We start from the raw sequence: 20,358 nt of genomic DNA, 5'->3' as shown, positions 1-20,358 counted from the left end.
GGCCGACCGGGGGCGGGGTGGTTCAGTGCGGCGGTGAGGGCTTCTCCGGCGGCTTGCCGTGGCTGCGCCGGAAGTCCGCGTAGGCCACGCCGGCCAGCACCAGCAGTCCGCCGACGGAGGCGAAGACCGGCGGCAGGTACAGCAGGGCGGGCGCGATGGTCAGCAGCGCCAGCACCCCACCGGGTCGGGACCAGGACACCCGGCTGAACACCTCGTACTCGAACGAGGCCCGGCCGGCCAGGAACAGCGCCGGGCCTCCGAGGATCACCGCCAGCCAGGCCGGCGGTGTCCGCCCGGTCGGCTCGTGCAGCACCAGGTGGAAGCCGGCCGCTGTGGTGACCACGCCGGCGATCATCAACAGATGGGTGTACGGGGCGCTGAACAGGAACTTGCTGGGCGACTGGGCGGCCTGGATGGCGGTCGGCAGCAGCTCGCCGGACTTGTGCACGTAGATCCGCCAGAGCAGCAGCGTGGTCAGGAACGCCACCGCGAAGGCCCCGATGTTCTCGGCCTCGTTGTGCTCCAGGCTGAACATGGTGCCGATCGTCAGGATGGCGTCGCCGAGCGCGATGATGAAGAACTGCTGGTAGCGCTCGGAGAGATGCTCCGCGGTGACGTTGCGCTGCTTCTCGGGCACCACCCCGAGCCCGGGCACCGGGTACGCGAGGCGGAAGCCGATGTAGTCGATGGCGAGCGCGAGGGCCCAGCACGCGATCCGGGCGTCTCCGCTGACGAATGCGCCGATGAGCCACGGGATCGCCGACACCGCGAACCAGACGAAGATGCGGGCCGCCCGACGCTGGGTCTGCGGTTCGCGGCGTACCGCCGGCATCAGGAACAGTCCACGCCCCAGGTGGATCGACACGTAGGTGCCGGCGAAGACGAGCCCTCGGTCGTTGAAGGCTTCCGGGATCGCCGTGGTCATCAGCAGCGCGCCGAACATGACGGCGCTGATCAGCAGTTTGATCTCGGTGCGTTCCGGGTTGTACAGGTCGGTGACCAGCGTGGTGATCGTCCAGGTCCACCAGACGGCGGCCAGCATGATCAGTGCTTCGGCGGCTCGGTGCCAGTCGAGCTGCTGGACCATTCCTCGGGAGATGAGCGCCAGCGCGACCACGTACACCAGGTCGAAGAAGAGTTCGAGGAGGGTGACCCGGCGCGGGCCCTCCGGATCGCGCACCGGCGGACCGCTGGCCCGTGGCGATCCGGGCTCCGGCGCGGCGAGGTGCACGGGATCTCCTGCGGAACCGCTCGACTCGACGGACCTGTCCGGTCCACCTCAACCGACGGTAACGAGCGGGGAAGTGCGGGCGCCCGCGTTCGCCCGCTCGTCCCCCGACCGGGTTGATCGACTCGGTTACCCGGATGTCGTGGCGTTCCCACGGGGGGCGGCGAGGGCGTCGACCAGGCGGCGGGCCGAGCCGGCCAGGTTCCATCGTTGGGCGAGCTCGAGCAGCCGGTCCGGGTCGACCGGCGCGCTCGGCAGCGCGGTGGGCAGCTCCGGCAGGGGCACGTCCAGGGCGACCCGGACGACCGTCGGCGCGACGCCCAGGTAGTCGCGTGCCGCGACCAGCTTGGCGCGCAGGCCCGGTGCGAAGGACGAGTCGGAGTCGTCGAGCGCGGCCAGGATGCCGGCGATGCTGCCGTACCGCTCGATCAGCCGGGCGGCGGTCTTGTCGCCGACGCCGGCCACCCCGGGCAACCCGTCACTCGGGTCGCCGCGCAGCGCGGCGAAGTCGGCGTACCTGTCGGCCGGCACGCCGTAGCGGGCCCGCACGGCGGCGTCGTCGCAGTCGTCGAGCTTGGCGACGCCGCGCCCGACGTAGAGCAGCCGGACGGGTCGGGCGTCGTCGACGAGTTGGAACAGGTCCCGGTCTCCGGAGACCACCTCGACCGGGCCCGGCTGGGTCACCGAGAGGGTGCCGAGCACGTCGTCCGCCTCGTAGCCGGTCGCGCCGACCGCGGTGATGCCCACCGCCGCGAGGACCTCCAGGATCATCGGCACCTGGGGGGAGAGGGTGTCCGGGACGATCTCGCCGCCCTGTGGGGCGACCCGGTGCGCCTTGTACGACGGCAGTAGGTCGACGCGCCACGCCGGGCGCCAGTCGTAGTCGAGTGCGCAGATCATCCGGTCGGCGCCCCGCACCCGGATCAGGGTGGCGAGCATGTCGAGGAAGCCGCGCACCGCGTTGACCGGGGTGCCGTCCTCGGCCTTGGCGACCGACTCCGGGATGCCGAAGTAGGCGCGGAAGTAGAGGCTGGCTGCGTCGATCAGCAGGATCGGGGGTCGGTGTGCCACGCCGGACAGCCTGGCACAACCGTCCGACGTTCTGGCGTACGCCCGGCCGCCGGTGGTGTCAGCGTCGCTCGTCGGGCCGGTAGACGGTGTCCCGCCGGGCCAGGTGCTGCACGACGTAGCTGGTCACCAGCAGCAGGATGGCGACCACCACCTCGACCCAGGCCGCGACGCCGTCGGCGACGGTGACGCCGATGATCAGCAGGACCAGGCCGACGAGTGCGAGGACCCCGGCCCACAGTTGGCGGCGACGGCGGGTCGCCGCCCGGCTCGCCTGGTTCGCTGCCACGTCGGTCCTCCCGGTGGGGGAGTCCGGGTGGCTCCCGGCTTCCAGGGTATGGCTCCCGGTGGCGTTCGAACAGGAGAACGGACGCGCGGACCGTTGCCGGCCGCCGATGCGGAGCGTTCCAATCCGGAACGGACTATAGTCGGACGGGACCAGTGGAGGTAGCCGGTGCGGCGAGAGGATCTTGCCGATGCGGACTGCGGCATCGCGCAGGCGCTCGGCGTACTGGGGGACTGGTGGACGTTCCTCATCGTCCGCGACGTCGCCGGCGGGACGACCCGCTTCGACGCGCTGCAACGCGAGCTGGGCGTCAGCCGGCGGGCGCTGACCGAGCGCCTCGCCGCCCTTGTCGAGCACGGTGTGCTGGAGCGCCGGCCGTACTCACGACACCCACCGCGGTACGACTATCTGCTCACCGCGCGGGGCGAAGGGCTGTTGCCGGTGCTGATCGCGCTGCAGGACTGGGGAACGAGGCATCTGATGGGCGACGGCGACGTGACCGCGACGGCCGACGCCGGCTCGGCCGAGGCGCGCCGCGCGCACGACCTGGTCGGTCGGCGGTTGCCCGAGGTCGTCCTGCCGGCCGCCGACGGGCAACCGGTGGCGGTGGCAGCGACGGACGCGTGGACGGTCCTCTACCTGTTCCCCGGGGCGTACGCGCCGGGGACGCACGGTTACCCGCCCGGTTGGGCGGAGATTCCCGGTGCCCGGGGGTGCACACTGGAGTCGACCACCTACGCCAAGCGTCATCCGGACTTCGTCACCGCCGGTGCCCGGGTGTACGGCGTCAGCACCCAGCGACCCGACCAGCTCGCCGACTTCGCCGCGTACGCCGAACTGCCGTTTCCGCTGTTGTCCGATGAGGACGGTCGCCTGGGGGCGGGGTTGCTGCTGCCGGTGTTCCGCGCGGGCGGGGTGACCCGGTTCAAGCGGCTGACCCTGCTGGTGGACCCGACGGCGGTGGTGCGGGCCGTGCAGTTCCCGGTCACCGACCCGGCCGGCTCGGTGCAGGAGATGCTCACAGTGGTCGGTGAGCACGCTCAGACCCCCGGCTGACGCCTTCGCGTCGACCGGGGGCCCTACGAGCCGGCTGGTCCGAGGACTCTGCGGGCGTGGCGTCAGGCCGGGAGCGTCCAGCGCTGGTTGGCGCCGGCGAAGCAGTCCCAGATCTGCAACCGGGTGCCGTCGGCGGAGCTGTTGTCGCTGGCGTCGAGGCACTTGTTCGACTGCGGGTTGCGCAGTGTGCCGTTGGACTGCCCCTGCCAGACCTGGGCGCCGCTGCCGTTGCAGTCCCAGAGTTGGACCTTCGCGCCGTTGGCGGTGGAGCCGCTGGTGATGTCGGCGCACTTGCCGAGGGCGCGCAGCGTGCTGTCGCTGGCCACGGTCCAGGTCTGCGCGTTGGTGCCGTTGCAGCCCCAGAGCTGGACGGCGGCGCCGTTGGCGGTGCTCGCCGAGGCCACGTCGACGCACTTGCCGGCGATCCCGGTGATCTGGCCGGTACGACCGGTCGGCGGCGGGGTGGTGCCGCCCATGATGGTGTCGTACATGGCGCTGAGCAGTGAGGTCGAGCCGCTGGTGTCCTGCGACAGCTCCCAGTTCATCACGCCGCCGGCGTTTGCGAGGGCCCACTGCGTCTTGCGCTTGACCGTCGGGATGCCGTTCCAGCACTGCTGGCTGCCGCCGATGGTGGCGCAGTCCCGGTTGGCGTTCGCCGGGTCCAGTCCGACCAGGTACGAGTAGTTGTAGTAGACGGGGCGGCTGTAGAACGGGATGCCGAGGACGGCCTTGCTGGCGGGCAGGCCGCGGGCCTTCCACAGGTTGATGCTGTTGATCGACCAGTCGTAGTTGGCGTGTGGGCTGCCGCCGTCGTACGCCATGATGTTGAGCCAGTCGACCTGGTTGAACACGGCCGTCTGGACGCCCTGGACGCTGCCGCCCTCGGAGACCACGGCGGCGGTGAGCAGTTTGCCGCGACTGTGCAGGGCGCTGCCGAGCTGCGTCATGAGCGCCGTGTAGTTGTTGGCCGAGGCGCCCGGGTCGGGGTACTCCCAGTCCATGTCGACGCCGTCGAGGTTGTACTGGTTGACGAAGTTGATCAGGTTGTTGACGAAGTTGGTGCGGCTCGTGGCGTTGGCGGCGAGCGTTTCGAAGGCCGAGTCGTTGCCGTCGTTCCAGCCGCCGACGGCGATGGAGACCTTGACGTTGTTGGCGTGCCCCTGCGAGACCAGCGAGGAGAGCCGGGCCCCGTCCACCCCTTGCAGTGTGCCGTTGCTGTTGGGCAGGACGAAGGCGTAGTTGATGTGGGTGAGCTTGTTGTACTGGATGGTGTTGATGTTTCCGGCCCAGGAGGGCATGTAGCCGACGCTCTTGAAGTTGTTCGGCAGCACGACGGCCTGCGCGGGGGCGCTGGTGACGGTGAGGGTGGCGCCGGCCGTGGCGAGCGCGAGCAGGCCGGCGGCGAGGGCGCGGCGCAGTGGTGAGGACATCGGGGGCCTTCCCGTGGGCGGGGGACGACACCCGCCCGCGCAGGGTTGTCGCGGGCGGGGGGTGCGGGGACGCAGGGACGGGTGGGCCTCGAGGCAGCCAAATCTTAAAGAGTGTTAACTGTCCGAGTCAATCAACGTCGATGGATTTCCGACCAGTCGGTGTGAATATGGGGTTTGCCCAAACGACCGTTAAGCTGACGCTGTGGGAATCGACGAGCTGTATCCGCCGGATCGGCTGATCGCCGCGCAGCGCGCGACGGCCGCCGCCGGCCTGGACGCCCTGCTGCTCACCCCCGGCTCGGACCTGCGCTACCTGACCGGGTACGACGCCCACGCGGGGGAGCGGCTGACCTGCCTGGTGCTGCCCGCCGAGGGCGAGCCCACACTGATCGTGCCGAGGCTGGAACGCCCCGCGGCGGAGGCGGCCCCGAACACCGGGGTGCGCATCGTCGACCACGTCGACGGCAGCGACCCGTACCCCCTGGTCGTCGCCGCCCTCGACGGCCCGGTCGCGGCGGTCGGGCTCGCTGACCGGATGTGGGCCGAGCAGGTCCTCGGCCTGCGCGCGGCGCTGCCCGACGCCGCGCAACGGCTCGCCGGGGAGGTGCTGCGCGAGCTGCGGATCCGCAAGTCCCCGGCGGAGGTCGCGGCACTCGCCGAGGCCGGCGCGGCGATCGACGAGGTGCACCTGCGGATGGGCGAGTGGCTGCGCCCCGGTCGCACCGAGGCCGAGGTCGCCACCGACATCGCCGCGGCGATCCGCGCCGCCGGGCACGTCACGGTCGACTTCGTCATCGTGGCGGCCGGGCCCAACGGCGCCAGCCCGCACCACGGCACCTCCGACCGGCCGATCGGCGTCGGCGAGCCGGTGGTGGTCGACATCGGCGGCACCATGGCGTCGGGCTACCGCTCGGACTGCACCCGCACCTACCTGGCGGGCGGGTCGGCGCCGGCCGACTTCCTGGACTACTACGCGGTGCTGCGCGACGCCCAGCGCGCCGCCGTCGAGGCGGTGCGGCCCGGAATCACCGCCGCGGCGGCCGACGCCGCGGCCCGCGCGCCGATCGCCGCCGCCGGCTACGGTCCCGTGTTCCTGCACCGCACCGGCCACGGTATCGGCCTGGACGGGCACGAGGAGCCGTACCTGGTGGCCGGCAACGACCGACCCCTGGAGGCCGGCATGGCGTTCTCCATCGAACCGGGCATCTACCTGGCGGGCCGGCACGGCGCCCGCATCGAGGACATCGTCGTCTGCACAACGGACGGCGTGCAACAGCTCAACACCACCCCCACGGAGCTCATCGCGCTATGACTGTCGACCGGATCCTCCCCACCGACGAGGCCCACGACCTGCTGGGTCTCGCCACCGAGCTCGCCGACGGCGAGCTCGCGCCGAAGGCCGCGGCCTTCGAGGAACGCGCCGAGTTCCCCCGCGAGGTGCTGCGCACGCTGGGCCGCGCCGGCCTGCTCGGCCTGCCCTACCCCGAGGAGTACGGCGGCGCGGCGCAGCCGTACGAGGTGTACCTCCAGGTGCTGGAGATCCTGGCCAGCCGCTGGCTCGCGGTCGCCGAGGCGGTCAGCGTGCACACCCTGTCCTGCTACCCGGTGGCGGCGTTCGGCAGCGACGAGCAGCGCAAGCTGTTGCCGGACATGCTCGGTGGCGAGTTGTTGGGCGCGTACTGCCTCTCCGAGCCGCAGGGTGGCTCGGACGCGGCGGCGCTGACCACCCGGGCGGATCGCGACGGCGACGCGTACCTGGTCTCCGGCACGAAGGCGTGGATCACCCACGCCCGCACGGCCGACTTCTACAACGTCTTCTGCCGCACCGGCGGGCCCGGTCCGAAGGGGATCTCCTGCCTGCTCGCCGACGCGGGAACGGCCGGCATCACCCCGCAGGCGGCCGAGCGGACGATGGGGCTGCGCGCCTCCCCGGTCGCGCAGATCACCTTCGACGACGCGCGGGTGCCGGCCGACCGGTTGATCGGCGGCGAGGGGATGGGCTTCACCATCGCCATGTCCGCGCTGGACTCCGGCCGGCTGGGCATCGCGGCCTGCGCGGTCGGGCTGGCCCAGGCTGCCCTGGACTACGCGGTCTCCTACGCCCGGGAGCGCCAGCAGTTCGGGCGCTCCATCATCGACTTCCAGGGGCTGGGGTTCCTCCTCGCCGACGCGGCCACCCAGATCTCCGCCGCCCGCGCGCTGACCCTGGCGGCGGCCCGGCTGCGCGACGCCGGCCGCCCGTACGCGATCGAGGCGGCCAAGGCGAAGCTCTTCGCCACCGACATGGCGATGCGGGTGACCACCGACGCGGTGCAGGTGCTCGGCGGCGCGGGTTACGTGGCCGACCACCCGGTGGAGCGGTACATGCGTGAGGCGAAGGTGTTGCAGATCGTGGAGGGCACCAACCAGATCCAGCGGATGGTGATCTCCCGGGCGCTGGCCAGGGACTGACGAGGGGCAGGTGGTGGGGCTGCGGTGGGCGCGCCACGGCCCACCGCGGCCCGCCACTCGGGTACCTCGTCGCCGTGCGACGGTTTTACCGGTAGGTTGCACGCCGTGGAGGAGATCGACCGCGCTATCGTCGCTGCGCTGACCGCCGACGGCCGTCTGTCGTACACCGACCTGGCCGAGCGGGTGGGGCTGTCGGTGTCCGCCGTGCACCAGCGGGTCCGCCGGCTGGAGCAGCGCGGGGTGATCAAGGGGTACGCCGCCCGGGTGTCGTTCGAGGCGTTGGAGCTGCCGCTGACCGCGTTCGTGGCGATCCGGCCGTTCGATCCGTCGCAGCCGGACGACGCCCCGGAGCGGCTGGCCCACCTGCCGGAGATCGACTCCTGCTACTCCGTGGCGGGGGAGGACTTCTACCTGCTGCTGGTGCGGGTGGCCAGCCCCACCGACCTGGAGCGGGTGCTCCAGGAGATCCGCACGTCGGCGAACGTCACGACCCGGACGACGGTGGTGTTGTCCACGCCGTACGAGAACCGGCCACCGAAGATCAGCGCTACGGCACCGAGTCGGTCGCGGACCCGGGCGCCGGAGGAGCCGGCTGGTTCCACCGCAGGATGACCTGCCGGCCGTGTTCGTGACCGAGCGCGCTGACCGTGGCGGTGTCCAGGCGTAGCCGCCCACCGGCGGACGGGGGCAGGCCGATCCAGCGGGCACCGAGCACCCGCAGACTGTGCGCGTGCCCGACCAGCGCGACGGTGCCACGGTCGAGCAGCGGTGTGACGCGGGCCAGCACCCGGTCGAGCCGTTCGCCCACCTGCTCGGGGGACTCCCCGCCGGGGCAGCCGTCGGTCCAGATGTTCCAGTGCGGATCGTCGTCGTGGATGTCGACGGTGGTGCGGCCCTCGTACTCGCCGTAGTTCCACTCGCTGAGGTTCTCGTCGACGGCGTCGACGGTGAGCCCGGCCAGCTGCGCGGTGCGCAGCGCCCGGGAGCGAGGGCTCGTCAGCACCGTGACGAAGCGCCGGCCGGCCAGGAACGCGGCCAGGGTGCGGGCCTGTCGCTCGCCGTCGGGGGTCAGCTCCAGGTCGGTGTACGAGGTGTGCCGCAGGCTGGCGCTCCAGGTGGTCTCGCCGTGCCGGATCAGCAGGAGCTCTCCCATGCGGTCAGTTAACCATCGCGGGGCGGGGCCGACAGGCGACCCTCCCACTACCTATCTTCCTAGGACGCTTTAGCGGGTGTGCCAACCGGCACTGCCGGTTTCAGCACCCGGGAACCGGGCAAGCGAACGAGGACAACCGCCAGACCGAGGAGGCGCGATGAGCTTCACCGAGAAGGCAAAGAACAAGGTTGAGCAGATGACCGGCGCCGCGAGGGAGCGCGTCGGCGACATGACCGACAACGAGCGGATGCGTGGCGAGGGCGCCAGCCAGCAGAGCGACGCGCGCGCCAAGCAGGCCGGTCAGAACGTCAAGGACGCTGGCCGCAACGTGAAGGACTCCTTCACGAAGTGACCTGAGCGGTCCACGGGTCCCCGGGCGCACCGTCGCCCGGGGACCCGTGTTGCGTTCCCTGGTGACTGTCGCGCGGTGACCGTGACGTTGCCGGCGGGGCGCTCTGCCTTGCCCTGCCCTGCCCCGTCGATCATGGAGTTGTGGTGGTGGACGAAGCATCCTTAACGCCTCCAGAACAGGCACCACAACCCCATGATCGACGCACCCAGGGTCGTCCCGGGCCACTCCCGCGCCGATCTTGCACTTTCTGTCGCGGCATATTTGGCATCCCGCTCAATCCGACGACCGGAAGTGCAAGATCGGCGCGGGGGTGCGGGGCGGTGAAGATGGCTCGCGTTTGGGATGATCGGCGGCGTGATTCGCTCTCGGCTTCGTCCGTTGTGGTGTGGCGTACTCGCGGCGGTGGCCGTTGTCGGCGGTGCCGCGTGTACGGCGTCTCGGGTGCCGACGTCGGACCGGCCGGTCTTCGTCGGGTCGTCGGCCTCGTCGCCCCCGGCCGGTCCGGCCTGGGACGGCGCCTCGTCGGCGCTGCCGTCGACGGGTGTTTCTCCGGCGGTGCCGTCGGCCAGCGTCTCGTCGCCCCCGGTGCCGGGCGCGACGCAGACCGGGACCAGGGCGCCGGTGGTGGATCACGGCCCGCGCACCGGTGCCAAGGTCGCGCTGACCTTCGACGCGGACATGACCGACGGGATGCTGGCCAGCCTCCGGGCCGGCAAGGTGAAGTCGTACGCGAACCTGCGCATCCTCGACCTGCTGGAGCGCGAGCAGGTGCCGGCGACGTTCTTCCTGACCGGCAAGTGGGTGCAGCGGTATCCGGACGTGACCCGGCGGATCGCCGGCAACCCGCGCTTCGAGTTGGCCAACCACACCTACGGGCACGCGGCGTTCACCGCCGACTGTTACGACCTGCCGCGGTTGCCGGTCGACGAGCTGGCCGGCGATGTGGCGAAGACGTTCGAGGTGATCGCGCCGTACGGGGGTCGGCAGACCCGGTACTTCCGGTTTCCCGGGTTGTGCCACGACGCGGCGGCGCTGGACGCGTTGGCGCCGTTGGGTGTGACGGTGGTCGACGGGGACGTGGTCAGCGGCGATCCGTTTGCGACGGCGTGGAAGCCGTTGGTGCGGGCGGTGTTGGACCACGTTCGCCCCGGGTCGGTGGTGATCATGCATGTCACCGAGGCGAACGCGGCGATGACAGACGAGGCGTTGCCGCACATCCTGGCGGGGTTGCGTGAGCGAGGGCTGGTGCCGGCGTCGTTGTCCGAGGTGCTGGCCGACGGCTGAGGGCTGAGGCTCAGCCGTCCTGGCCTGTCACGGTCGGGGTCGCACCGGACATGGAGTGGGTGTGAGCTCCGGGACAGAGCATGACGAGGATCGCTTCCGGCGGGTGTACGCCGAGGATTTCGAGTCGCTGTTGGCGTACGCGTTGCGTCGTGTCGCCCACCCGGAGGACGCGGCTGATGTCGTCGCCGAGACCTTCCTGGTGGCGTGGCGTCGCCGGCAGGACATTCCGGTCGCCGGGGAGGCCCGGCTGTGGCTGTACGGGGTGGCCCGGCGTGTGCTGGCCAACCAGCACCGTGGTGGTGTTCGCCGGCAGCGCCTCGGTGAGCGGTTGCGTCAGCAGATTGTCGTTTCGGTCGCCGATCCGGGCAGTGAGGTGCCGGAGCGGCTTGCCGTCAGGGCGGCCTTGGCGGGTCTTGCTGAGGTGGACCGGGAGGTGCTGATGCTCACCGTCTGGGAAGGGCTTCGGCCGCATGAGGTGGCCGCGGTCCTGGGGGTGGGTCCTGCTGTGGTCCGAACCCGGTTGTCGCGGGCGCGGGCGAGGTTGCGGGGGTTGGTCGGTGACGACCCGGGGCCGCCCGGACATGTACTCGACGTGCTGACCGCATCCACCGGCAAGGAGGACTGATGACCACGGAGGAGCGTGTCGACCGGCTGGTTCGGGATGCCGACCCGGGTCGGCTCGGTGTGATCGGGGACCTCGGCGAGGTGAAGCAGGACCTGCTGGAGGGAATTATGTCCGAGTCGATGTTCGATCGTGTCGTCGAGGTTCCGCGGCGGCGGTTGCGGGTGCGTCGCTTCGCCAGCGCCGTGGCGGCGGCAGCCGTTCTCGTCAGCGTCGTGCCGGTGTCGATCGTGTTGCGGGGGCAGGCCGAGGACGGCGGGTTGGCTCCCATCGCCACCCCTGACGCTCAACTGGTGTATTCGCCGCAGGTGATGGCGGCGGCGGAGGGAAATCCGCGGCTGCTGATCAACCGCTCCGGTTGGAAGGTGATCAGCCTGTCCACGTTCGACGACGAGTACGGCACCATCGCGTTCCGCAGAGGTGGGCGCGAGCTGGAGATGACCTGGTATTCGGCTGCCGGTTACGAGGACCGCCATGCCGACCGGCTCAACGTCAGTCCTGCGAAGTCGGTGCAGGTCGACGGCTGGCCGGGTGACCGGTTCGAATATTTCAGCGGCGACTTCTCGGTGCTACTGCGTCCGCGCGACGGGATGTTCGTGGAGATGATCACTTCCGGCAACTGGTCGGTCAAGGATCTGGACCGGGTGCTGGCGGACTTCGTCCGGGTGGACGCGCGGACGTGGCTGGCCGCGCTGCCGGCGGAGATGGTGGTGCCGGTGCGGGAGCGGGCGGTGCGGGTGCTCGCTGACGTGCCGCTGCCGCCCGGGTTCGATGTCGCCGCGCTGGAGGACATCGGCGTGAGTGACTCGTACCAGTTCGGCGTGGGTGTGACGTCCCGGGTCGGTTGCGGGTGGATCGCGGAGTGGCAGCGGGCGCGGGCGGGTGGGGACGAGGCGGCGGTGCGGCGGGCCGCAGACGCGCTGCGCGGCAGTCACGGGTGGCGGGTGCTGCGGGACCTGGACCGGGTCGGTGACTGGTCGGAGGTGTTCTGGGAGTACGCCGACGAGGTCGCGGCGGGCACCGTGCGGGCCGGGTACGTGCCGGCTCTGGGCTGCCGGTGACGGGGGACGGCGGCACCCCCGGGGAGATTGCCCGGGGGTGCCGCCGTCGGTGGGTCAGTCGTCGCGGTGGTCGGCCCACCACTGCTGGCCGTCGGCGGGGAGGGTGTCGATCGGGTCGTAGTAGGCGTAGCGCTTGTTGAGCGCCTCCAGGTCGGCGGATTCGATGGAGGTGCGGTAGTTCTTCGTCCAGTAGGAGATGCCGCGCTCGCGGTCGTAGTCGGTGAGCATGTGCACCCAGCGCTTACCGACGAAGGGGACGTCGCAGACGATGCGGGGTGTGGCGTAGCCGGGGAGGTAGCCCATGATGTCGTGCTGGAGTTGCTGGGCGTGCCAGACCGGGACCCGCCAGTGTTCGGCGTTGGGGATCATGTCGCACATGTAGAAGTAGTACGGCAGGATTCCGCTTTCGCCCTGGAGGGCGAAGCAGAGGTCGAGCAGTTCCGGGGTGGTGGCGTTGACGCCGCGCATGAGGACGCCCTGGTTGCGGACGTCGCGGACGCCGACGTCGAGGGCGGTCTGGGCGGCCTTGGCGACCAGCGGGGTGAGCGACTGGGCGTGGTTGACGTGGGTGTGGATGGCGAGGTTGACGCCGCGGCGGGCGGCGGTGCGGGCCACGCGTTCCAGGCCCTCGACGACGTCGGGTTGCAGCCAGTGTTGGGGTAGGCCCATGAGGGCCTTGGTGGCGAGCCGGATGTCGCGGACCGTCTCCAGTTCCAGCAGGCGCATGAGGTACGACTCGAGGTTGCGCCAGGGGACGTTGGCCACGTCGCCGCCGGAGACGACCACGTCGCGGACGCCGGGGTGGGTCTTGAGGTAGGCGATGTGGGCGTCGTAGCGGTCGACGGGCTTGAGGGTGAGTTTGAGTTTGTCGACGGCGGGGGTGGAGTTGCCGACGAGGTCCATGCGGGTGCAGTGCCCGCAGTACTGGGGGCAGGTGGAGAGCAGCTCGGCGAGGACCTTGGTGGGGTAGCGGTGGGTGAGCCCTTCGGCGACCCACATGTCGTGCTCGTGGAGGCTGTCGCGGCTGGCGTAGGGGTGTGAGGGCCAGTCGGTGCGCCGGTCGGAGGCGACCGGGATCATGTAGCGGCGGATGGGGTCGGCGAGCAGCGCCTCGGTGGTGAGGGTCGCGAACGGCACCATCGTGTTGATCATTTGTGGTGGCACCAGCATCGACATGGTGGCCATGGCCAACTGGTCGGCCTCGAGGTCGGCGTAGAAGGTCTCGTCGATCAGGTCACCGAAGACGGCGCGGAGCTGCTTGATGTTCTTGACGCAGTTGACGCGCTGCCACTGGGCGGATTCCCACTGGTCGCGGGTGACGTGGCGCCAGCCGGGGAAGCGGGTCCAGTCGGGTTCGACCAGGGGGCGGCGGTGGTACTCGTAGGGCTGCCCGGCGGTCGGTACGGCGACCGGGGCGTGACGGGGGTGCGGGATGGTCTGGGTCACGGCCCCTCCTCGGTGTTACGGCTGATCATCGAAGCCCGAAGGCTACTGGAAAATATTCGGTACAGAAACTAGTCTGCCGTAAGTTTTCCCGTTACGCGAGCCTTGACCGGGGCTTCGGACGGCTGGCAGGGGGAGGTTGGCGTGACGTCACCGGTGGGACTGCACCGCGTCGTGCAACCGGCGGGGGTGCTGCCGCAGGCGGCCTGGCGCCTGGACACGTCGGCGGCGATCGCGCCGAACGAGGTGCGGATCCGCGTGCAGCGGCTCAACCTGGACGCGGCGAGCTTCCGGCAGTTGTCGGAGAAGCACGGCGGCGACGGTGACGCCGTCCGCGCCGAGGTGCTGGAGATCATTGCGACCCGGGGGAAGATGCAGAACCCGGTGACCGGTTCCGGCGGGATGCTGATCGGCACTGTCGAGGAGGCCGGTCGGCGGTCGCCGCTGGGGCTACGGGCGGGGGAGCGGGTCGCCACCCTGGTGTCGTTGACGTTGACGCCCTTGGTGATCACCGATGGGTTGGCCCGTTGGGACGGGCGCAGCGAGCAGGTGCCCTGCGACGGGTGGGCGATCCTGTTCGCGCGCTCCATCGCCGCGGTGCTGCCCGACGACGAGGACCCGCAGTTGTCCCTCGCCGTGCTCGACGTGTGCGGGGCGCCCGCGCTGACCGCCCGGGTGGTGTCGCGCTACGTCGAGGAGCGTCGGCGTACCGGTGATCCGACGCCGGTGCGCGTCGCGGTGATCGGTGGGGCCGGTAAGAGCGGGTCGCTGTCTCTCGCGGCGGCGCGACGGGCGGGCGCCGCGCGTACCGTCGGGGTGGTGCCGGTGGCGGCGGAGCGCGACAAGCTGACGGCCGCCGGTCTGGCGTCGGTGGTGGCGTTGGCCGACGCGCGCGACCCGGTGGCGTTGTCCACGGCGGTGACCACCGCGCTGGGGGTGCCGGCGGACGTGACGGTGGTCTGCGTGGACGTGCCGGGGTGTGAGCACGGTGCGGTTCTGGCCACCGCTGACGGCGGCACGGTGATCTTCTTCTCGATGGCGACGAGCTTCTCCGCGGCGGCGTTGGGCGCCGAGGGGTTGGCGGCGGACGTGACGATGCTGGTGGGCAACGGGTACGTGCCGGGGCACGCGGAGTTGGCGCTGGGGCTGCTGCGGGCCGAGCCGGGGGTGCGTCAGCTGTTCGCGGCGCGGGTCGCGGCAGACTGAGGCCATGACGAACCCCTCGACGTTGTACCGCGGCGGCGTGCTGCACTGCCCCGCCGACCCGAGCGCCACCGCGCTGCTGGTGTCCGGTGGGCGGATTGCCTGGTTGGGGACCGACGGTGACGCGCCGCCGGCCGACCGGGTGGTGGACCTGGGCGGGGCGTTGGTGACGCCGGCGTTCGTCGACGCGCACGTGCACGCCACCGACACCGGGTTGGCGTTGTCCGGGCTGGAGCTGTCCGGGGTGCGCTCGGCGGGGCAGCTACTCGACGCGGTGGCGGGGTTCGCGGCGGGTCTGCCGGCGGACGCGGTGGTGCTGGGGCACGGTTGGGACGAGTCGGGTTGGTCGGATCCGACGTTGCCGGACGCGGCGGCGCTGGACCGGGCGGCCGGTGGTCGGCGGGTGTACCTGTCGCAGGCGTCGATCCACTCGGCGTTGGTGTCGTCGGCGTTGCTGACGGCCTGCCCGCAGGCGGTGCAGGCCGCCGGGTACGACGCGTCGGGCTGGTTGCGGCGTGACGCGCACCACGTGGTGCGGGCGGCCGCGCAGGCGTCGGTGAGTCGGGCGCAGCGCGTCGCGGCGCAGCGGGTGGCCCTCGCCCACGCGGCGTCGTTGGGGATCGCGGCGGTGCACGAGTGCGGTGGTCCGCAGATCTCCGACGAGGAGGACTTCACCGGTCTGCTGGGCATCTCCGGCGCGGGGTTGCCGGAGGTGTACGGGTACTGGGGTGAGTTGGGTGGCGCGGCGCGGGCCCGGGAGTTGGGCGCTGTCGGCGCCGGTGGGGACCTGTTCGCCGACGGGGCGTTGGGGTCACGCACGGCGCACGTGTCGCAGCCGTACGGCGACGGTGACGGCTGCGGGCACGGGTACCTGTCGGTGGAGCAGGTGCGCGATCACCTGTTGGACTGCGCGGCGCACGGCATGCAGGGCGGGTTCCACGCCATCGGTGACGCGGCGATCGGCACCGTCCTCGACGGGTTCGCGGCGGCGGCGCGGACGGTGGGGGTGGAGCGGTTGCGGGCGGCCCGGCACCGTATCGAACACGCGGAGATCATGAGCAAGGCGTTGATCGCGCGGTTCGTGGAGTACGGGGTGGTGGCGAGCATGCAGCCGGCGTTCGACCGGTTGTGGGGTGGCGCGGGCCGGATGTACGAGACGCGGTTGGGGTTGGACCGGTCGTTGGAGTCGAACCCGATGGGTGCGATGCACTCGGTGGGGGTGGCGTTGGCGTTCGGGTCGGATTCGCCGGTGACGCCGCTGGACCCGTGGGGGTCGGTGCGGGCGGCGGTGGCGCACCACAACCCGGCGCAGCGGATGGGTGTGCGATCGGCGTTCGCGGCGCACACCCGGGGCGGGTGGCGGGCGGTGCACCTGGACGTCGAGGGGGTCCTGGCGTTGGGTGCGCCGGCGACGTTCGCGGTGTGGTCGACGCCGGCGGGCGTGGAGCGGGGCCTGCCGGTGTTGCAGGCCGAGGACCCGGAGGCGCGGGGTCCGGAGGACCCGACGCCGCTGCCGGTGTGCCGGCGCCTGGTGCTGCGCGGTGAGGTCATCTATGAGGAGGGGTCATCATGAGCGGGAAGCTTGATCTTGATCCGGTGCTGGTGGCGCGGGCGCGGGAGTTGGCGCGTCGGGCCGGGCAGCCGGTGGTGGACCTGGCACGCAGCCACACCACCGTGTCGGTGGAGCGGGCGGTTCTGCGGTTGGCCGGGGTGACCGGCGCGGACCCGGACGGCATTCCGTGGGTGAACCGGCTCGTCGACGCGGTCGCCGCGGACGTGGGGTTGGGTCACGGGGTGGCGGTGCCGGTGTTCGACGCCCTGGTCCGTGAGGGCAGCACCGACGTGACGTTGCTGGCGCAGAAGGCCGCGGCCGGGTCGGTGCGGTTCACCCAGCCCACCGGGCGGGTGGCCACGGCCGCCCGGTCGGCGGCGCGCAGGGCCGTCGGCGCGGGCATCCGCCGCATCGACCGGCGGCGCGCCGAGCGGGACCGGCTGGTGAAGCGCCACGGCGATCCGGCGCAGCGGCCGTGGATCTACCTGATCGTCGCCACCGGTGACATCTACGAGGACATTCCGCAGGCGCAGGCGGCGGCGCGCGCCGGCGCGGACGTGATCGCCGTGATCCGCTCCACCGGGCAGTCGTTGCTGGACTACGTTCCCGAGGGCGCGACCCGGGAGGGCTTCGCCGGCACGTACGCCACGCAGGAGAACTTCCGGCTGATGCGTGCGGCGTTGGACGAGTCGTCGAAGGAGGTGGGCCGCTACGTGCGGTTGACCAACTACGCGTCCGGGCTGTGCATGCCGGAGATGGCGACCCTGGCCGGGTTGGAACGCCTCGACATGATGTTGAACGACTCGATGTACGGGATCCTGTTCCGCGACATCAACCCGGTGCGCACGTTCGTCGACCAGCGGTTCTCCCGGCAGGTGCACGCCCGCGCCGGGATCATCATCAACACCGGTGAGGACAACTACCTGACCACCGCCGACGCGGTCGACGAGGCGCACACGGTGACGGTGTCGCAGCTGCTCAACGAGTTCTTCGCGCACGAGGCGGGGTTGGCGGACTGGCAGTTGGGGTTGGGGCACGCGTTCGAGATCAACCCGGAGGTGCCGGAGTCGTTCCGGTTGGAGTTGGCGCACGCGTTGCTGGCCCGGGAGCTGTTCCCCGACGCGCCGTTGAAGTGGATGCCGCCGACGAAGCACATGACCGGTGACGTGTTCCGGGGCAACCTGCTCGACGGGTTCTTCAACCTGGCGGGCGCGCTGACCGGTCAGGGCATCCTGCTGGTGGGGATGATGACCGAGGCGGTGGTGACGCCGTGGTTGTCCGACCGGGACGTCGCCCTGCAGAACGTGCGTTACGTCCTCGGCGCGGCCGGTGGGCTGCACGAGGACTTCGTGCCCGCACCGGGCGGGTTCATCCGCCGCCGCGCCAACCAGGTCCTCGGTGAGGCACTGGACCTGCTGGAACGCATCGGGGAGCAGACGCTGCTCACGGCGATCGCCGAGGGCACCTTCGGGATCATGAAGCGGCCCGCGGACCGCGGCAAGGGCCTGTCCGGGGTCGCCGCGCACGAGGCCGACTACTGCAACCCGGCCACCGACATCCTGGAGGCCGCCGCGTGAGCGAGCGTAGCGAGCGAACCAGCCAGCACAGCGCGCAGACCGGCAAGCAGATCGTTCGGCCGTACGGGGACACCACCGGTGACGGGATGGTGCAGGTGTCGTTCACCCTGCCGGTGACCCACGACAAGCGCGCCGAGGGCGCCGCGGTGCAGTTGGCCAACAAGATGGGCATCGACCCGGCGATGGTGGTGCACGCCAAGCCGATGGGTGACGGGTTCACGTTCTTCGTCGTCTACGGGCGGGTCAACCACCTGGTCGACCTCAACGCGGTGCAGGTGGTGGAACGTGACTTCGCGCTGCTGTCGGCGAAGGACGTCAACACGGTGATCAAGCAGCGGTTGCGGCGCAAGCTGTCAGTGGTCGGGGCGTGCATCGGCACCGACGCGCACACGGTGGGCATCGACGCGATCCTCAACGTCAAGGGCATCGCGGGGGAGAAGGGCCTGGAGTACTACCGGGAGTTGAAGGTCACCAACATGGGCGCGCAGGTCAGCGTGCCGGAGTTGGTGGAGACTGCCCGGGCGGAGAAGGCCGACGCGGTGCTCGTGTCGCAGGTGGTCACCCAACGCGACGCGCACCTGCACAACACCCGGGAGATGTCCGCGGCGTTCCGGGAGGCGATGCCGGCGGGGCGGCGTCCGCTGCTGATCGTCGGTGGTCCCCGCTTCGACGAGACGATGACCGACGAGTTGGGCGTGGACCGGATCTTCGGTCGGGGCACCACGCCCGGCGAGGTGGCCAGCTACCTCGTGCACGCGCTGATCACGCAACGGAAGGCGATGGCATGACCGACGCACGGCTCGGGTTGACGGTGACGCACCGGCGGTATGTGCCGTACTCGCACGCCCACTACGCCGGCAACCTCGTCGACGGGGCGTACGCGCTCGGGTTGTTCGGCGACGTCGCCACGGAGGTGTGCATCCGCACCGACGGCGACGAGGGCCTGTTCGCCGGGTACGCCGACGTGCGGTTCCACGCGCCCGTCCACGCCGGGGACGTCATCGAGGTCACCGCGCGGGTGTCACGGGTGGGCACCCGCAGCCGCACCCTGGAGCTGAGCTGCGCTGTGGTGTGCCGGGGCCGCCCGGACCGCTCCGCGTCCGCCGCGGAGGTCCTCGACCCGCCGATCGTGGCGGTCACCGCGACCGGCACCGTGGTCGTCCCCGCCGCGTCGTGACCCTGGCGGTCTGCGCCGACGTCGGTTCCACGTACACGAAGGTGGCGGTGGTGGACCTGGCCGCCGGTGTCCTCGCCGGCGCGGCGGCCGCGCCCACCACTGTGGGCACCGACGTGCTGCACGGCCTGGACGCCGCGGTCGCGGCGGCCACCGCCGGGCTCGGGGTCCGCGACGTGCCCTGGTACGTGTGCTCGTCGGCCGGTGGTGGGCTGCGGTTGGCCGTGATCGGCTACGAGGCGCTGGTCACCGCGCAGGCCGGCCGGCGGGTCGGGTTGTCCGCCGGCGCGCACGTGGTGCACGTCGCGGCCGGCCGGCTCGGCGCCGCCGACCTGACGGCGTTGCGGGCGGCCCGCCCGGACGTGGTGTTGCTCGTGGGCGGCACCGACGGCGGCGACGCCGACACGATCACCCACAACGCCACCCGCCTGGCTCGGGCCCGGTGGCGCCGACCCGTGGTGTACGCGGGCAACGCCGACGTGCGCGCGCCGCTGACCGGGCTGCTGCGCGACGCCGGGGTGCCGGTCACCGACGCCGACAACGTCCTGCCGCGCATCGGGGTGCTCGCCCCGGCGTCGGCGCGGGCGGCGATCCGCGCGGTGTTCCTGCGCCACGTCATCGGTGGTAAACGACTGTCGAGGGGCGCCCGGTTCGCGCGGCTGGTGCGGGCGGCCACCCCCGACGCGGTGCTCACCGGTGTGGAGGTGCTCGCCGACACCCTCGGTGGCGACCTCGCCGTGGTCGACGTGGGCGGGGCCACCACCGACGTGTACTCGGTGCTCACCCCCGACGAGCGGGCCACCGGGCCGGGCCGGGAGGTCGCCGGCAGTCTGTGGCGGGCCCGCACCGTGGAGGGCGATCTGGGCATGCGGTGGAGCGCCCCGGGGGTCGTGCGGGCCGCCGCCGAGGAGCGGCTGCTCGCCGCCGGCGAGGCCGACGACCTGACCGCCGCCGCGGCGCGACGGGCGGCCGACCCGGCGTTCCTGGCCGTCGACGACGTCGAGCGGGCCGTGGACCGGCGCATCGCCACCCTCGCCGCGACGGTGGCGCTGCGCCGGCACGCCCGGGGCGCCGCCACCGGTGAGCGCTCCGGGCGGGACCTGCGCGACGTGCGGCTGCTGGTGGGCTCCGGTGGGGTGCTGCGGCACGCGCCGAGCGACATGGCCGGGCAGGTGCTGACGGCGGTCCTGGCCGACCACGCCGGCGGGTGGGCGCTGCCGCGGGCCGCCGCCGCGGTGGTCGACGCCGACTACGTGTTGGCCGCCGGAGGGCTGCTCGCCGAGGAGCACCGGGGCACCGCGCAGGCGCTGCTGCGTCACCATCTGCGTACGCATTGAGACTCGCCGACCCGACACGCCGTGTCGCAACACACGACAGGCCGGCCGTGGGTTGACAACCGACGGGGGTCGGCACGTACC

General features: G+C 71.7%; 20 protein-coding genes. 14 read left to right on the top strand and 6 right to left on the bottom strand.

Annotated elements, in window-relative coordinates; genetic code table 11:
• Positions 1-22: 22 nt before the first annotated feature.
• From ABZS40_RS08735 to ABZS40_RS08725, 3 genes are all read right to left on the bottom strand, one after another.
• Positions 23-1,231 (bottom strand): low temperature requirement protein A, encoded by a 1,209-nt coding sequence (locus ABZS40_RS08735; RefSeq protein ID WP_354942724.1) that lies wholly within the window; start codon positions 1,229-1,231, stop codon positions 23-25.
• A gap of 126 nt (positions 1,232-1,357) precedes the next feature.
• Positions 1,358-2,299 (bottom strand): 5'-3' exonuclease, encoded by a 942-nt coding sequence (locus tag ABZS40_RS08730; protein WP_354942723.1) that lies wholly within the window; start codon positions 2,297-2,299, stop codon positions 1,358-1,360.
• Between the two features lie 58 nt (positions 2,300-2,357).
• Positions 2,358-2,585 (bottom strand): hypothetical protein, encoded by a 228-nt coding sequence (locus tag ABZS40_RS08725; protein WP_354942722.1) that lies wholly within the window; start codon positions 2,583-2,585, stop codon positions 2,358-2,360.
• Between the two features lie 165 nt (positions 2,586-2,750).
• Between ABZS40_RS08725 and ABZS40_RS08720 the strand changes: the two genes are divergently transcribed.
• Positions 2,751-3,638: a winged helix-turn-helix transcriptional regulator gene (locus ABZS40_RS08720; RefSeq protein WP_354942721.1), complete on the top strand. Its 888-nt coding sequence runs from the start codon at positions 2,751-2,753 to the stop codon at positions 3,636-3,638.
• Between the two features lie 62 nt (positions 3,639-3,700).
• Here ABZS40_RS08720 and ABZS40_RS08715 read toward each other — a convergent pair whose 3' ends face one another.
• The gene (locus ABZS40_RS08715; protein ID WP_354942720.1) at positions 3,701-5,068 is read right to left on the bottom strand and encodes a glycosyl hydrolase family 18 protein; all 1,368 of its coding nucleotides are present in this window, start codon (positions 5,066-5,068) and stop codon (positions 3,701-3,703) included.
• Between the two features lie 202 nt (positions 5,069-5,270).
• Here ABZS40_RS08715 and ABZS40_RS08710 point away from each other — a divergent pair, with 202 nt between their 5' ends.
• From ABZS40_RS08710 to ABZS40_RS08700, 3 genes are all read left to right on the top strand, one after another.
• Positions 5,271-6,380 (top strand): Xaa-Pro peptidase family protein, encoded by a 1,110-nt coding sequence (locus ABZS40_RS08710; RefSeq protein ID WP_354942719.1) that lies wholly within the window; start codon positions 5,271-5,273, stop codon positions 6,378-6,380.
• Positions 6,377-7,519, top strand: a complete 1,143-nt coding sequence (locus tag ABZS40_RS08705; protein ID WP_354942718.1) for an acyl-CoA dehydrogenase family protein — start codon at positions 6,377-6,379, stop codon at positions 7,517-7,519. The genes ABZS40_RS08710 and ABZS40_RS08705 overlap by 4 nt, the downstream gene beginning before the upstream one ends.
• A gap of 105 nt (positions 7,520-7,624) precedes the next feature.
• Positions 7,625-8,131, top strand: a complete 507-nt coding sequence (locus ABZS40_RS08700) for an Lrp/AsnC family transcriptional regulator (protein ID WP_354942717.1) — start codon at positions 7,625-7,627, stop codon at positions 8,129-8,131.
• Here ABZS40_RS08700 and ABZS40_RS08695 read toward each other — a convergent pair.
• Positions 8,067-8,672 carry a histidine phosphatase family protein gene (locus ABZS40_RS08695; protein ID WP_354942716.1) on the bottom strand — a complete coding sequence of 202 codons (606 nt, stop codon included), beginning with the start codon at positions 8,670-8,672 and terminating at the stop codon, positions 8,067-8,069. The genes ABZS40_RS08700 and ABZS40_RS08695 overlap by 65 nt on opposite strands.
• A 157-nt stretch (positions 8,673-8,829) precedes the next feature.
• Here ABZS40_RS08695 and ABZS40_RS08690 point away from each other — a divergent pair, with 157 nt between their 5' ends.
• The 4 genes from ABZS40_RS08690 (at position 8,830) to ABZS40_RS08675 (ending at position 11,991) form a co-directional block, all read left to right on the top strand.
• The gene (locus ABZS40_RS08690; RefSeq protein ID WP_354942715.1) at positions 8,830-9,024 is read left to right on the top strand and encodes a CsbD family protein; all 195 of its coding nucleotides are present in this window, start codon (positions 8,830-8,832) and stop codon (positions 9,022-9,024) included.
• Between the two features lie 441 nt (positions 9,025-9,465).
• Positions 9,466-10,308, top strand: a complete 843-nt coding sequence (locus ABZS40_RS08685) for a polysaccharide deacetylase family protein (RefSeq protein WP_354942714.1) — start codon at positions 9,466-9,468, stop codon at positions 10,306-10,308.
• A gap of 61 nt (positions 10,309-10,369) precedes the next feature.
• Positions 10,370-10,933 (top strand): RNA polymerase sigma factor, encoded by a 564-nt coding sequence (locus tag ABZS40_RS08680; RefSeq protein ID WP_354942713.1) that lies wholly within the window; start codon positions 10,370-10,372, stop codon positions 10,931-10,933.
• Positions 10,933-11,991, top strand: a complete 1,059-nt coding sequence (locus ABZS40_RS08675; RefSeq protein WP_354942712.1) for a hypothetical protein — start codon at positions 10,933-10,935, stop codon at positions 11,989-11,991. The genes ABZS40_RS08680 and ABZS40_RS08675 overlap by 1 nt, the downstream gene beginning before the upstream one ends.
• Before the next feature lie 54 nt (positions 11,992-12,045).
• Here ABZS40_RS08675 and ABZS40_RS08670 read toward each other — a convergent pair whose 3' ends face one another.
• Positions 12,046-13,437: a lysine 2,3-aminomutase gene (locus ABZS40_RS08670; protein WP_354942711.1), complete on the bottom strand. Its 1,392-nt coding sequence runs from the start codon at positions 13,435-13,437 to the stop codon at positions 12,046-12,048.
• A 153-nt stretch (positions 13,438-13,590) separates the two neighbouring features.
• Here ABZS40_RS08670 and ABZS40_RS08665 point away from each other — a divergent pair, with 153 nt between their 5' ends.
• The 6 genes from ABZS40_RS08665 to ABZS40_RS08640 are packed head-to-tail and all read left to right on the top strand — an operon-like array spanning position 13,591 to position 20,277.
• Entirely contained in the window at positions 13,591-14,640 is a 1,050-nt protein-coding gene (locus ABZS40_RS08665) for a zinc-binding alcohol dehydrogenase (protein WP_354942834.1), read from the top strand.
• Positions 14,641-14,644: 4 nt separating this feature from the next.
• Complete coding sequence (locus tag ABZS40_RS08660; RefSeq protein WP_354942710.1) at positions 14,645-16,210, top strand: amidohydrolase; 1,566 nt, start codon at positions 14,645-14,647, stop codon at positions 16,208-16,210.
• Complete coding sequence (locus tag ABZS40_RS08655; RefSeq protein ID WP_354942709.1) at positions 16,207-17,766, top strand: lysine 5,6-aminomutase subunit alpha; 1,560 nt, start codon at positions 16,207-16,209, stop codon at positions 17,764-17,766. Before ABZS40_RS08660 ends, ABZS40_RS08655 begins: the two co-directional genes overlap by 4 nt.
• The gene (locus tag ABZS40_RS08650) at positions 17,763-18,554 is read left to right on the top strand and encodes an OAM dimerization domain-containing protein (protein WP_354942708.1); all 792 of its coding nucleotides are present in this window, start codon (positions 17,763-17,765) and stop codon (positions 18,552-18,554) included. The genes ABZS40_RS08655 and ABZS40_RS08650 overlap by 4 nt, the downstream gene beginning before the upstream one ends.
• Positions 18,551-18,943, top strand: a complete 393-nt coding sequence (locus ABZS40_RS08645; RefSeq protein ID WP_354942707.1) for a hotdog domain-containing protein — start codon at positions 18,551-18,553, stop codon at positions 18,941-18,943. Before ABZS40_RS08650 ends, ABZS40_RS08645 begins: the two co-directional genes overlap by 4 nt.
• Positions 18,940-20,277: a glutamate mutase L gene (locus tag ABZS40_RS08640; protein WP_354942706.1), complete on the top strand. Its 1,338-nt coding sequence runs from the start codon at positions 18,940-18,942 to the stop codon at positions 20,275-20,277. Before ABZS40_RS08645 ends, ABZS40_RS08640 begins: the two co-directional genes overlap by 4 nt.
• The last annotated feature ends 81 nt before the right edge of the window (positions 20,278-20,358 follow it).

This window comes from Micromonospora sp. NPDC005324 (genome assembly GCF_040607155.1).
Taxonomy (GTDB): Bacteria; Actinomycetota; Actinomycetes; order Mycobacteriales; family Micromonosporaceae; genus Micromonospora; species Micromonospora trifolii.
This window is presented reverse-complemented; position numbering and strand designations above follow the sequence as displayed.